Here is an 11,707-nt window from a genome sequence, read left to right as displayed (position 1 = left end):
GGGCTTGCCCGATGAGGCCATCAGCCACAACGCTAGACCCCAGCCCGAGCCTGCAAACTCAAATGCGCCCTCTCCCCCGGCGCCAAACTGGCCCCGGCCATCGCCGACTCCACACACACAAACCCCGACGCCTCGTTGAAGCTCACGCCCAGCAACGGTCGGCTGCCCGGATGCCACACCACGGTGTCCGCACTGTCACCCGTGTCGATGCACAGCTCACGCTGCCAAGCATGATCCTTGAGCTGCAATTCACCCTCGTGCTGGAACACCCGCTGGCACCCACCGTCCACCCGCAACTCGCCTTCCTGCTGGCAAACCTGGCGACTGAGCTGGTCATAACCCTGCGCACCGTCGAGCCCAGACAGCGCTATCTCGTCGACGTGACCAATACGCCAGTAAGCGTGCAAAGCATGGCTCAGCTGGCACGGGAGTTCGTCCTGATGCTCGGTGCTCAGGCGCAGTTCCAGGGTGTCGCCCAAGTGCGCGTGCAGGTCGACCTGCCAGTCGCACAGCTGCAATTGCCAGTGCAGGCGCACGCCGTCGTCGTCGGTGCTGCTGTCGAGGAGCTTCCAGTCGATCAATCGTGCCCAGCCATGGGACGGCCATGCGTTTTCGCTCGGGTGGCGGCCATACCACGGCCAGCACACCGGCACACCGCCGCGGATGGCGCCGACTTGCGGCCACTTGGCCGCGCACCACAGCCAGGGTTTCTGGCCACGGGGTTGGAAATGCAACAGTTGCGCCCCCTGGCGGCTGAACACCGCCTGGCACAGCGGGTGGTCAATCACCAGCACGTCGCGCATCTGAAAGCGCTCCCAGGCGAACACCGGACGCTCGCGCAGGGATTTGAAAAAGCGTTGCAGCGGATGCTCATGCATGTGCCACGGTCCTGAATATCACAGTGCAGCCCAAAAAAAAGCGGATAGCCATGGCTACCCGCAAATGCGCACAGAGAGAAGGAGCTTATCGCAACAGCGTTAGAACGTAGACTGAATTTTCAGGCCAGCCACTAGCGCGTTGTCGACTTTATCCACGCCGCCCGGTTGGACAACGTATTGCAGGTTAGGACGCACGGTCAGCCAGTTGGTGACGTGGAAACCGTAGTTGATTTCGAAGTTGTACTCGGTCTCGCGGATCGGCGAGAACAGCGCGTTGTCGTAGTCGCTCACACCATTGGAGGCGTTGAGCAGCTCGGCGTTTTTCTTCACGTCATCGTTGACGTGCAGGCGCGCGGCACCAATACCGACGTCATCTTTTGGACGCGCATCGAATGGGCCTTTGTACACCAGCATGATCGACTGGTAGTTGTCGACAGTGTTGGTTTCCTTGTCGTGGAACGTGGCGTTGGCAGCGATGTTCAGGCCACGGGAAGCATCACCGTTGTGGCTGGTGAGTTGCTGTTGCGCAACGAACCAGTAGCCTTTTTTGCTGCTGTGGGTGCGGTAGTCTGCGCGGGTAGTGGCCGCGTCATTGCCATTCACGTCTTCACGGACGTCGCTGGCATCGGCGGCGCTCTTGTAGAAGCCCACACGGTATTCGCCCGGCAGGTTATTCACCTTCGGCGACCAGACCAATTCCACCGGGATCACAGTGCCTTTGGTGCCGCTGCCACTCAGTTTGAAGCCGTTGCCGTGCTCCAGTTGCGACGGGTTCTGGTTGTACGCACCGATTTGCGCATACAGCTCAGGCGTGATGTTGTACTTCACGCGGATCGCGGCCTGGCTGACCGGCCAGTTGTACCAGGTGCTGACGTAGTTACCCACTTGCGAGCCGCAGAACGACAGGTTCTGGAAGTCGCATGGGAAGGTGTTGAAGTCTTCGCCTTCACCGAAGTAGCCGAGCTTGACGTCCAACTTGTTGTCGAACATCTGGTGCTGGATCCAGAACTGGGTCAGACGCACCATGTGGCCACGGCCGTAGACTTCCATCGACGAGCTGAGCGTGCCGGCGCGCGGGTCGCCAATGCGGTCGTTGGAGATGTTCTGGCCATTACGGTTGGTGAACTGGATCTTGGCCTGGGTGTTGTCCCAGCCCCACAGTTTTTGCAGGTCGAGGGCAACGCCCAGACCGAACTGGTCAGCGTAGCGACCGGTCTTGTCGTTGTTGTAACCACCGTGGGCGTTGTAGCCCATTTCCCCTACGTAGTCGGCCTTGATATCGATACCTTGCTCGATCAGCTTGGTACGCTCGCCGCCCCAATCGCCGGTCATCCATTTGGAATCGGCGCTGAACGCATCGGCCGCCATCGCATTGGCGGACAGTACAAGGGCTGCTGCAGCTGACAGTTGGCAGATCAGCCGGGTGTTGTTGTGTTGCTTTTTCATCCCTACATCCTCGTCTTTATTGTTATTAAACTGTTTTTATCTAACGCGGGTTACATTTTTTAACTAAAACAACAACTTATCTCGTTCAGCGACCCTTGAATCGGGCCACGTTATCGGCGTGCCCTTGTGTCGGCACTGAAGCTGCCGTGCCCAGGCGCTCACCTGTGCTGGCGTCAAACAGCAGCACCTTGGCCGGATCGAATTGCAGAGTCAGGGTCTCACCCACCTGAGGTGCCACATCGGGCGCCAGGCGGCAGCAGACTTTGGTGTCGTTGAGTTGCACAAACACCAGGGTGTCCGGCCCGGTCGGCTCGGTGACCTGGACTTCGGCACGAATGCTCGACGCACTGTCGCCCTCGCCCGCGGCCAACAGGATTTGCTCCGGGCGCAGGCCCAGGATCACGTCACGGTCCTCAAGGCCGGCATCTGTCACATTCAGCGCCAGCTCACAACGCGCCTGGCCGCTGTCGAGCAGGGCCACCAGGCGACCGTCCTTGCGTTGCAGGCGCAGCGGTACGAAGTTCATCGGCGGGGAGCCAATAAAGCTCGCCACAAACTGGTTGGCCGGGTTGTTGTAGATCTCTTTCGGCGTGCCGAACTGCTGGATGATGCCGTCCTTCATCACCGCCACTTTATCGCCCAGGGTCATGGCTTCGATCTGGTCGTGAGTCACGTAGACCGTGGTGGTCTTGAGGCGCTGGTGCATCAGTTTCATTTCGGTGCGCATCTCGACGCGCAGCTTGGCGTCGAGGTTGGACAGCGGTTCGTCGAACAGGTAGATCTTCGGCCGACGTGCCAGGGCGCGGCCCATGGCCACGCGCTGCTGCTGGCCGCCGGAGAGTTGGCCCGGCTTGCGGTTGAGCAGGTGTTCGATCTGCAGCAGCTTGGCCACGCGTGCGACTTCAGCGTCGATGTCGGCTTGAGGCATCTTGCGGATCTTCAGGCCGAACTCGATGTTCTCGCGCACGCTCATGGTCGGGTACAGCGCGTAGGACTGGAACACCATGGCGATGTCGCGGTCCTTGGGGCTCATGCCGCTGACGTCTTGATCACCGATCATGATCGCGCCGCCGGTGATGGTCTCAAGGCCGGCGATGCAGTTCATCAGCGTGGATTTACCGCAACCCGATGGGCCGACCAGGATCAGGAATTCGCCTTCCTTGATCGACAGCTCGATGTTCTTCAAGGTGTCGGGCAGGCCGGCGCCATAGGTCTTGTTTACATTGCGAAGTTCAAGCGTAGCCATGATTACCCCTTGACCGCGCCGGCCGTGAGGCCGCGCACGAAATACTTGCCTGCGATCACATAGACCAGCAGGGTCGGCAGCCCGGCGATCATCGCCGCCGCCATATCCACGTTATATTCCTTGGCCCCGGTGCTGGTGTTGACCAGGTTGTTCAGCGCCACCGTGATGGGCTGGGAGTCGCCGCTGGAAAACACCACGCCGAACAGGAAGTCGTTCCAGATCTGGGTGAACTGCCAGATCAGGCAGACCATGATGATCGGTGTCGACATCGGCAGAATGATCTGACGGAAGATGGTGAAGAATCCCGCACCGTCCAGGCGCGCAGCCTTGATCAGCGCGTCCGGAATGCTCACGTAGTAGTTACGGAAGAACAGCGTGGTGAACGCCAGGCCGTAGACCACATGGATGAACACCAGGCCGGTGGTGGTGCTCGCCAGGCCCATCTTGCCGAGAGTGAACGACGCCGGCAGCAGCACGGTCTGGAACGGCAGGAAGCAGCCGAACAACAGCAGGCCGAAGAACAGCTGCGAACCACGGAAGCGCCAGAACGACAGCACATAGCCGTTCAATGCGCCGATGGCGGTGGAAATGAGTACGGCGGGAACGGTGATCTTGATCGAGTTCCAGAAGTAACCATCGACGGTGTCCCAGGCCTTGACCCAGCCAATGCCGGTGACCACGGTCGGCCAGCTCAGCAGGTTGCCGTTGGTGATGTCTTCCGGGGTCTTGAAGCTGGTGAGCAGCATCACCACCAGCGGCACCAGGTACAGCAGCACCGCGAGGATCAGCACCGCATAGATCGCAACGCGGCTCAGGCTGATGGCCGGTTTGTTAGCGAGACTAGTCATTACGTTTGGTCCTCAGCTCGGAGTAGAGGTAAGGCACGATGATCGCGAGGATCGCACCGAGCATCAGGATTGCACTGGCCGAGCCCATGCCCATCTGGCCACGGCTGAAGGTGAACGAGTACATGAACATCGCAGGCAGATCGGACGAGTAGCCCGGCCCGCCAGCGGTCATCGCCGCCACCAGGTCGAAGCTCTTGATCGCAATGTGCGCCAGGATCATCACCGCACTGAAGAACACCGGACGCAGGCTGGGCAACACCACGCTCCAGTAGATGCGCGGCAGGCTCGCGCCGTCGATCTGCGCGGCACGGATGATCGATTGATCAACGCCACGCAGACCGGCGAGGAACATTGCCATGATGAAACCGGAGGCTTGCCAGACAGCGGCGATCACCAGGCAATAGACCACACGGTCCGGGTCGATCAGCCAATCGAGACGGAAGCCTTCCCAGCCCCAGTCACGCAGGAGTTTGTCCAGGCCCATGCCCGGGTTGAGCAGCCATTTCCAGGCGGTACCGGTGACGATCATCGAGAGCGCCATCGGGTACAGGTAAATCGTGCGGATGAAGCCTTCGCGACGGATCTTCTGGTCGAGGAAAATCGCCAGGGTCACGCCGATCACCAGGGTGATGCCGATAAACATGCCGCCAAACAGCGCCAGGTTCTTGCTCGCCACCCACCAGCGATCGTTGTCGAATAAACGCTCGTACTGCGCCAGGCCCGCCCACTTGTAGCTCGGCAGGAACGTAGACGTGGTGAACGACAGCACAAACGTCCACAGGATGTAGCCGTAGAAGCCCACCAACACGATGAACATGCTGGGCGCCAGCACCAGTTTGGGTAGCCAGCGCTGCAGTGCATCGAACGGCGAGGCTTTGCTGAACACAGCAACAGAACTCATGGGGAAATCCAATAAAAGACTGGAGGCAGCTACAAGCTACAAGTTGCAAGCGTCAAGACAACCGCGCCCCCACTTGTAGCTTGTAGCTTGTAACATGCAGCTTATTTAGCCGACTTGATCGCAGCGCCGAGTTTCTTGGCGGTGTCGGCCGGGTCGGCTTTCGGGTCGTTGATGAAGTTGGTCACGACATCAAAGAACGCACCTTGCACAGCCAGGGTGGTGGCCATGTTGTGCGCCATGCTTGGCTGCAGGCCGCCGGACTTGGCGTCTGCCAGGAAGTCCTTGGCGGCGGTCTGGGCGCAGGAGTCGAAGCCGAGCTTGTCCATTTCATTGAGCATGTCGGTACGAACAGGGATCGAGCCCTTGTTGATGCTGAACACCTTCTGGAAGTTTTCACCCAGCACGACTTTGGCGATGTCCTGCTGACCGGCAGCGGTGCCTTTGTCTTTCTGCTTGAACACCGCCAGGGAGTCGATGTTGTAGGTGAAGGCTTTGTCGGTGCCCGGGAAGGCTACGCACTCGTAATCCTTGCCGGCGACTTTCTTGGCGGCAGTCCATTCGGACTTGGCCCAGTCACCCATGATCTGCATGCCTGCCTTGCCGTTGATGACCTTGCCGGCTTCGAGGTTCCAGTCCTGGCCTTTGCCGTCGACGTCCATGTAGGTCGCGACTTTCTTCAGCTCGGTGAGGGACTTGACCATTTCCGGGCCGGTCAGCGCAGCGTTGTCCAGGTCGACCAGGGCTTTTTTGTAACCATCGGCACCCATCACCGAAAGCACGACCGCTTCAAACACGGTGCTGTCCTGCCAAGGCTGGCCACCATGGGCGAGCGGGATGAAGCCTGCGGCCTTGAGCTTGTCACCGGCTGCGTAGAATTCTTCGAGGGTGGTCGGGTTTTTGGTGATGCCGGCTTTCTTGAAGACTTCCGGGTTGATCCACAGCCAGTTCACACGGTGGATGTTGACCGGTACGGCGACGTAGTCACCGTCGTACTTCACGGTATCGGAGACTTTCTTGTCGAGCAGGGAGTCCCATTTTTCTGCTTTGGCGACGTCTTTGAGCACGTCGGTGTCGAGCAGACCGGTGGACGCCCATTCCTGGATGTCGGGACCTTTGATCTGGGCAACGCCGGGCGGGTTGCCGGCGACCGCGCGGCTTTTCAGCACGGTCATGGCAGTGGCGCCACCGCCACCTGCGACGGCCCCGTCTTTCCAGGTGAAGCCGTCTTTCTCAACTTGGGCCTTCAGGACATCTACAGCCGCTTTTTCGCCACCCGAGGTCCACCAATGCACAACTTCAACCGTCCCTTTGGAGTCGGCGGCAAATGCACTGAGGGGAAACAACGAGGCAACGGAAATAGCTACGGCGAGGCGATTAATCGCGTTCATCTGAATACCTTTTCTTGTTGTTATGCATGCAAGTCTAGGGCTTGCGCTGCACGGAGTTTAAACATGGTTTTTTCGAGCGCAGGTAACAAAGGGATGCACAAATGTCACCACCTGGTGACATAGCACCCAGCACTCAACGCGCTGGTCATGCTCGGTGCCAAGGGCAGTGCAGGCAGCACCACCGCTTGCCAGGCATGGTACAGGTCCGGCTTGCCACCCCAGATGTTGCTGCTGGGCTGGTTGTGCGGATTGAGTTCGTGGTGCCAGCTGCCGTGGATACGGTCGATAAAGTGGGTTTCGCAGAACTCCCAGAAGCGCCGGTACCAGGTTTCGTAATGCAACTCGCCCGTGCGTTTGAGCAGGGCTTGGGCTGCGGCGCTGGCTTCAGCGTGAGTCCAATGCAGACGTTCGCGCACCACCGGGTGGTGACTCCAGTCCAGGGTGTAGACGATGCCGGGGGCGCCATCCACGGCCCAGGCATATTCGCAGGCACTGGCGAACAGGCCCTTGGCGTCGCTCACCAGCCAATCTGGCGTGACAACCCCGGCTTGCAGGCGAGCGGCTTCCAGGTGCAGCACCAGCCGCGCCCATTCAAAACCGTGGCCGGGGGTGATGCCATAGGGGCGGAAGCCGTCGGCGCGGTTGTCTTCGTTGTAGTTGAGCAGCGGTTGCCAGTGCGGGTCGAAATGCTCGATGACCATGAACTGGTTATCGGCGGCATGGGTGTGAATCACGCGCTCGACGATCCGCAGCGCACGGTCCAGCCAGCGGGTGTCGCGCGTCACATCGGCCAGGGCGAGGAAGGCTTCGGTCGCGTGCATGTTGCTGTTGGCGCCGCGATAGGCTTCGACGCCGCTCCAGTCCTGGGCAAAGGATTCGAGCATCACGCCCTCTTCTTCGCTCCAGAAAAACTGGTCGATGATGTGGGTCGCGTCATTGAGCAGGTTTTGCGCACCCGCCGCGCCCGCCACCACGGCGGAGCTGGCCGCCAGGGCGACGAACGCATGCAGGTAGGCGGCCTTGCCGGTGTTGCCATCCAGGGCCCGGGGCGTGGCGAACCAACCGCCGTGCTTGCTATCACGCAGCGGGCCGCTGAGGGCCGCGACGCCATGCTCGACCAGCTCCGCATAGCCCGGCAGACCCATGGCATGGGCCATGGCGAAGCTGTGGGTCATGCGTGCGGTGTTCATGGTTTCGGCGTGGGCATTGGCCGGCAGTTGGCCTTTGTCGTCAAGGTTGCCAAACCCTTCTGGCAGGCGCGAGGCCTTGGCAAATGACAACAGGCGCTGGCCTTCGGCAGCGAGCCAGGCATGGTGGGCAGGCGCGTTAAGCCAACTGCTGGCAGGCAGTGGTTGCGTAGTCATGGGTGGCCCTTATTATTTTTTGTGGGATGACCGGAGTCTAAACAAGGGTGGGATGTGGGCAAGTAACGAAGGGGATGGGAAATGTCACCGAGTGGTGACATTGCAAAAGAACAGATGACTCCAGTGGTGAGCGGGCTCACCACAATTGTCAGTTATCCCGGATGCCAGACGTCACTGGCCCAGCGGGGTGATCTTCGCCGGCGCGTTGAGCTGTTGCTGCAGGTTCTGCACCTGGCTCTGCAACGTCGTGATGTTGCGCGTGGTCTGGATGCGGAACACGTCGAACTCTTTATTGGTCGGCGCATCGCTATTGGCCGGCTGGTTGTCCTGCGCACTTTTGAGCACCACCAAATCCTGCTCAAGACGTGCGATGGCGGCGCTTGGGTTGCCTTGTTTTTTCAGCGCAGCAACGTCGGCGACCAACTCCTTGATCTCGGTCTCGTGCCTGCCCGCGTCACCCTGCGCCGCCTTGAGCGTGGCTACGGCCTCGGTCAGGGCCTGCACCTGGCCTTGCAGCTTGGCATTGGCGCTCGACAGCTCGGTGGTGCTGGATGTCATTTGGGCCAGGCGTTTGTCCAGTTCGGTGGCCTGGCCGGCTACGCCGAGCTGCTGCTTGCCCTGCTCGAGCAATTGGCTTTCCAACTGCTTGATCTGCAGTTTCAATGCTTCGCTGCCGTTGTTCACGCTGGCTTCGCTGGCGACAACCTTGCCGGAAATGTCCTGCAGGCGCCCCGCCGCTTCTTCGCTGATGCGTGCAAAACTTTCCTGGGTGGCAACCAATTGCTGGCCCATCAGGGATATCTGCTGGAAGCTCCACCAGGCCAGGCCGGCAAAGGCGATCAGCAGCGCGCCGATCAATGCCCACAGCGGGCCGGTGTTGGCGCCCTTGACCTTGACCACTGGCGTATTGCGCGAACGCACCGAGGTGGCCGGGGAAGGTTCGAAATCATCATCGTCCCCGTGATCGGCCCGCAGGCTGGGAACGTTGTCGAAATCGTCTTTAGCATCGTTACGCATGAATCAACCCTGAATCGGTGAGTGAGCTGGTTGGTCGCCGAGCGACGGGAGTATAAACCGCAGCCCCGTCGCACTGATCGACCCGAGAGCCTGAATTCGGTTCCCGATGTGTTGCCTGGTGTGACCTTACTTGAGTCCTGGATCCTGGGCCTTCCACCAACCGCAGAATTCGTCGAGGGCCGTCCACAGGCTGACCTTGGGCTCGTAATCCAGATAATGCCTGGCGCGGCTGATGTCGAGGGTGAAATCTTTGTTCATCACTTGCATGCCCAGGCGCGACAACGCGGGTTCCGGCCGCCCAGGCCACATCGCGCAGACGGCCTCGTTCAGCGCCGCCACGCTGTAGGACAAACCGTAGGACCGATATCGGGTGACCTGGGGCAATTCCATTTGGCGCATCACGTAGTTCACCACATCCCACACCGGCACTGGCGCGCCGTTGCTGATGTTGTAGGCCCGGCCCAACGCCGAGCCCGGCGCCAGCAAGCTGCTGAGCAGGGCTTCATTGAGGTTGTGGATGCTGGTGAAGTCGACCTTGTTCAGGCCGTCACCGACGATCGCCAGGCGCTTCTTGCGCTGCATTTTCAGCAGGCGCGGGAAGATGCTCATGTCCCCGGCACCGGTGACGAAACGCGGGCGCAGGGCCAGCACTTCGAGACCGAACTCCTGGGCGCCGAACACCTTCTGCTCCGCCAGGTATTTGGTCGCGGCGTAGGGATGCTTGAAGCGCTTGGGCACTTGCTCTTCGGTCAGGCCCAGATGATCCCGGCCATCAAAGTAGATCGACGGCGACGACAGGTGCACCAGGCGCCCGACCCGCTGTTTAAGGCAAGCCTCGACAACGTTTTCGGTGACCAGCACGTTGCCCTGGTGAAAGTCCTGGTAACGCCCCCACAGCCCCACGGCACCGGCGCAGTGCACCACAGCCTCGACATCGCGGCACAGGTTGCGCACCAGGTCGGCGTCATTCAGATCACCCTGGATAAACTCGGCACCGCGCCGCACCAGGTGTTCCACACCCTCTGCGCGCCGCCCGTTGACCCGCACGTCCAGGCCCTGCTCCAGGGCGAAACGCGCAAAGCGCCCGCCGATGAAGCCGCTTGCGCCGGTGACCAGAACTTTCATGGAGCCTCCTACGGATGCAGCTGTCAGCGTCAAGCCATAAGCTGCAAGTTAAATACGGTCTGCAAGCTCTTCTCTTGCAGCTTGACGCTTGACGCTTGTCACTGCTCATACGACACCAACCATTGACCACATGCCTGGGCCAGGTGATCGGTCAGCAGGCCCAACAACTGCCCGCCACTGCGCCAATGATGCCAGTACAACGGTACGTCGATGGGCTTATCTGGCAACAACTCCACCAGCACGCCCTTTTCCAGCTGGTCGCGCACCTGCAATTCCGGCACCAGCCCCCAACCGAGCCCGGATTCCGCCAGGCGGATAAAGCCTTCGGAAGATGGGCATAAATGGTGTTCGAAACCACCGTCCACGCCGAGGGATGCCAGGTAGCGGTGCTGCAGGAAGTCATCCGGGCCAAACACCAGCGCCGGGGTGCGAGCCAGTTGATCGGCGCGCACGCCTTGCGGGAAGTGACGGGCAATAAAGGCCGGGCTGGCCAGCGCCCGATATCGCATGGCGCCCAGCAACAGGCTGCGGGCACCGGCCACCGGGCGTTCGCTGGCGCAGATACACGCCGCCACTTCACCGGCGCGCATGCGTTTCAGGCCGACGGTCTGGTCTTCCACAATCAGATCCAGCAGCAAATGCTGTTCGGCGCAAAAATCGCTGACGGCCTCGGCCCACCACGTCGCAAGGCTGTCGGCATTCAGGGCGATGCGCAGGCGTTCGGGCATGCCCTCGTCGTCCAGCGCGGGCACCTGGCTTTGTAGATCGCGCTCCAGCAACCGCACTTGCTGCACATGGTTAAGCAGGCGCCGCCCGATATCGGTGGGCGTGGGCGGTGACGCGCGCACCAGCACCGGCTGGCCGATACGTGCTTCCAATAACTTGATGCGCTGGGAAATGGCCGACTGCGACAGCCCGAGCACTTGGGCGCCGCGTTCGAAGCCAGCCTGTTCCACCACCGCCGCCAGGGCGGAAAGCAATTTATAGTCGAACATCAGTTTCTCTAATGAGCGATCAGCAATATTGGTTTTTCTTATACAGCTTCGCCCGTGAGAATGACCAGCATTGCTTACCTCTATAAGGAACCTCACATGGCTGGCGAAACCGCCCTGGCAACCCTGCTGCGCAGCATGAGCCCGCACCTCAATGACGGTGACTACGTGTTCTGCACCCTGCCCGACCATCGGATCCCGACCGGCTGCGAGGTGATCGGCAGCTTTCGCGAACAGGAAGGCCTGACGCTGATCCTGGAACGCCAGCAAGCCGAACACGCCGGGCTGGCCTTCGATTACGTGGCCGCCTGGATCACCCTGAATGTGCATTCGGCCCTGGAAGCCGTCGGCCTGACCGCCGCCTTCGCCAGCGCGTTGGGTACGGCCGGGATCAGTTGCAACGTGATTGCCGGCTACTACCACGATCACCTGTTTGTCGGCCGCGCCGATGCGGAGCGCGCAATGCACGTGCTGCGGCAACTGGCGGCGGGCGCGGAGTAAA

The 11,707-nt window shown here is 60.8% G+C and carries 11 protein-coding genes; 1 reads left to right on the top strand and 10 read right to left on the bottom strand.

The window, feature by feature from the left end:
- Window positions 1-32 precede the first annotated feature (32 nt).
- The 10 genes from IQK56_RS18885 to IQK56_RS18840 form a co-directional block, all read right to left on the bottom strand.
- Entirely contained in the window at window positions 33-878 is an 846-nt protein-coding gene (locus IQK56_RS18885; RefSeq protein WP_099585441.1) for a D-hexose-6-phosphate mutarotase, read from the bottom strand.
- A 99-nt stretch (window positions 879-977) separates the two neighbouring features.
- Window positions 978-2,324, bottom strand: a complete 1,347-nt coding sequence (locus IQK56_RS18880) for a carbohydrate porin (RefSeq protein ID WP_122308159.1) — start codon at window positions 2,322-2,324, stop codon at window positions 978-980.
- An 85-nt stretch (window positions 2,325-2,409) separates the two neighbouring features.
- On the bottom strand, window positions 2,410-3,570 hold the full coding sequence (locus tag IQK56_RS18875; protein ID WP_193862528.1) for an ABC transporter ATP-binding protein: 1,161 nt from the start codon (window positions 3,568-3,570) through the stop codon (window positions 2,410-2,412).
- 2 nt (window positions 3,571-3,572) lie between these two features.
- A complete protein-coding gene (locus IQK56_RS18870; RefSeq protein WP_099585444.1) occupies window positions 3,573-4,418 on the bottom strand; it encodes a carbohydrate ABC transporter permease in 846 nt (281 codons plus the stop codon).
- Window positions 4,411-5,319: a carbohydrate ABC transporter permease gene (locus tag IQK56_RS18865; RefSeq protein ID WP_003175732.1), complete on the bottom strand. Its 909-nt coding sequence runs from the start codon at window positions 5,317-5,319 to the stop codon at window positions 4,411-4,413. Before IQK56_RS18865 ends, IQK56_RS18870 begins: the two co-directional genes overlap by 8 nt.
- A gap of 101 nt (window positions 5,320-5,420) precedes the next feature.
- Window positions 5,421-6,707 (bottom strand): ABC transporter substrate-binding protein, encoded by a 1,287-nt coding sequence (locus IQK56_RS18860; RefSeq protein ID WP_099585445.1) that lies wholly within the window; start codon window positions 6,705-6,707, stop codon window positions 5,421-5,423.
- A 104-nt stretch (window positions 6,708-6,811) separates the two neighbouring features.
- Window positions 6,812-8,071 (bottom strand): D-mannose isomerase, encoded by a 1,260-nt coding sequence (locus tag IQK56_RS18855; RefSeq protein ID WP_193862527.1) that lies wholly within the window; start codon window positions 8,069-8,071, stop codon window positions 6,812-6,814.
- Window positions 8,072-8,242: 171 nt separating this feature from the next.
- Window positions 8,243-9,088, bottom strand: coding sequence for an ATPase (locus IQK56_RS18850; protein ID WP_122308162.1), 846 nt, complete (start codon window positions 9,086-9,088; stop codon window positions 8,243-8,245).
- A gap of 126 nt (window positions 9,089-9,214) precedes the next feature.
- Complete coding sequence (locus IQK56_RS18845; RefSeq protein WP_193862526.1) at window positions 9,215-10,213, bottom strand: NAD-dependent epimerase/dehydratase family protein; 999 nt, start codon at window positions 10,211-10,213, stop codon at window positions 9,215-9,217.
- Window positions 10,214-10,311: 98 nt separating this feature from the next.
- On the bottom strand, window positions 10,312-11,208 hold the full coding sequence (locus IQK56_RS18840; protein WP_122308164.1) for a LysR family transcriptional regulator ArgP: 897 nt from the start codon (window positions 11,206-11,208) through the stop codon (window positions 10,312-10,314).
- 96 nt (window positions 11,209-11,304) lie between these two features.
- Here IQK56_RS18840 and IQK56_RS18835 point away from each other — a divergent pair, with 96 nt between their 5' ends.
- Window positions 11,305-11,706 (top strand): ACT domain-containing protein, encoded by a 402-nt coding sequence (locus tag IQK56_RS18835; RefSeq protein ID WP_193862525.1) that lies wholly within the window; start codon window positions 11,305-11,307, stop codon window positions 11,704-11,706.
- Window position 11,707: the final 1 nt, after the last annotated feature.

The organism is Pseudomonas cyclaminis (genome assembly GCF_015163715.1).
In the GTDB taxonomy this organism is placed as follows: domain Bacteria; phylum Pseudomonadota; class Gammaproteobacteria; order Pseudomonadales; family Pseudomonadaceae; genus Aquipseudomonas; species Aquipseudomonas cyclaminis.
The sequence above is the reverse complement of the archived record's forward strand: the minus strand, read 5'-3'. Positions and strand labels throughout refer to the sequence as shown.

Bases quoted from the DNA above. Each gene is read 5' to 3' on its own strand.
- IQK56_RS18845 (WP_193862526.1), bottom strand. From the start codon at position 10,213: ATGAAAGTTCTGGTCACCGGCGCAAGCGGCTTCATCGGCGGGCGCTTT.
- IQK56_RS18840 (WP_122308164.1), bottom strand. From the start codon at position 11,208: ATGTTCGACTATAAATTGCTTTCCGCCCTGGCGGCGGTGGTGGAACAG.
- IQK56_RS18870 (WP_099585444.1), bottom strand. From the start codon at position 4,418: ATGACTAGTCTCGCTAACAAACCGGCCATCAGCCTGAGCCGCGTTGCG.
- IQK56_RS18875 (WP_193862528.1), bottom strand. From the start codon at position 3,570: ATGGCTACGCTTGAACTTCGCAATGTAAACAAGACCTATGGCGCCGGC.
- IQK56_RS18880 (WP_122308159.1), bottom strand. From the start codon at position 2,324: ATGAAAAAGCAACACAACAACACCCGGCTGATCTGCCAACTGTCAGCT.
- IQK56_RS18865 (WP_003175732.1), bottom strand. From the start codon at position 5,319: ATGAGTTCTGTTGCTGTGTTCAGCAAAGCCTCGCCGTTCGATGCACTG.
- IQK56_RS18850 (WP_122308162.1), bottom strand. From the start codon at position 9,088: ATGCGTAACGATGCTAAAGACGATTTCGACAACGTTCCCAGCCTGCGG.
- IQK56_RS18855 (WP_193862527.1), bottom strand. From the start codon at position 8,071: ATGACTACGCAACCACTGCCTGCCAGCAGTTGGCTTAACGCGCCTGCC.
- IQK56_RS18885 (WP_099585441.1), bottom strand. From the start codon at position 878: ATGCATGAGCATCCGCTGCAACGCTTTTTCAAATCCCTGCGCGAGCGT.
- IQK56_RS18835 (WP_193862525.1), top strand. From the start codon at position 11,305: ATGGCTGGCGAAACCGCCCTGGCAACCCTGCTGCGCAGCATGAGCCCG.
- IQK56_RS18860 (WP_099585445.1), bottom strand. From the start codon at position 6,707: ATGAACGCGATTAATCGCCTCGCCGTAGCTATTTCCGTTGCCTCGTTG.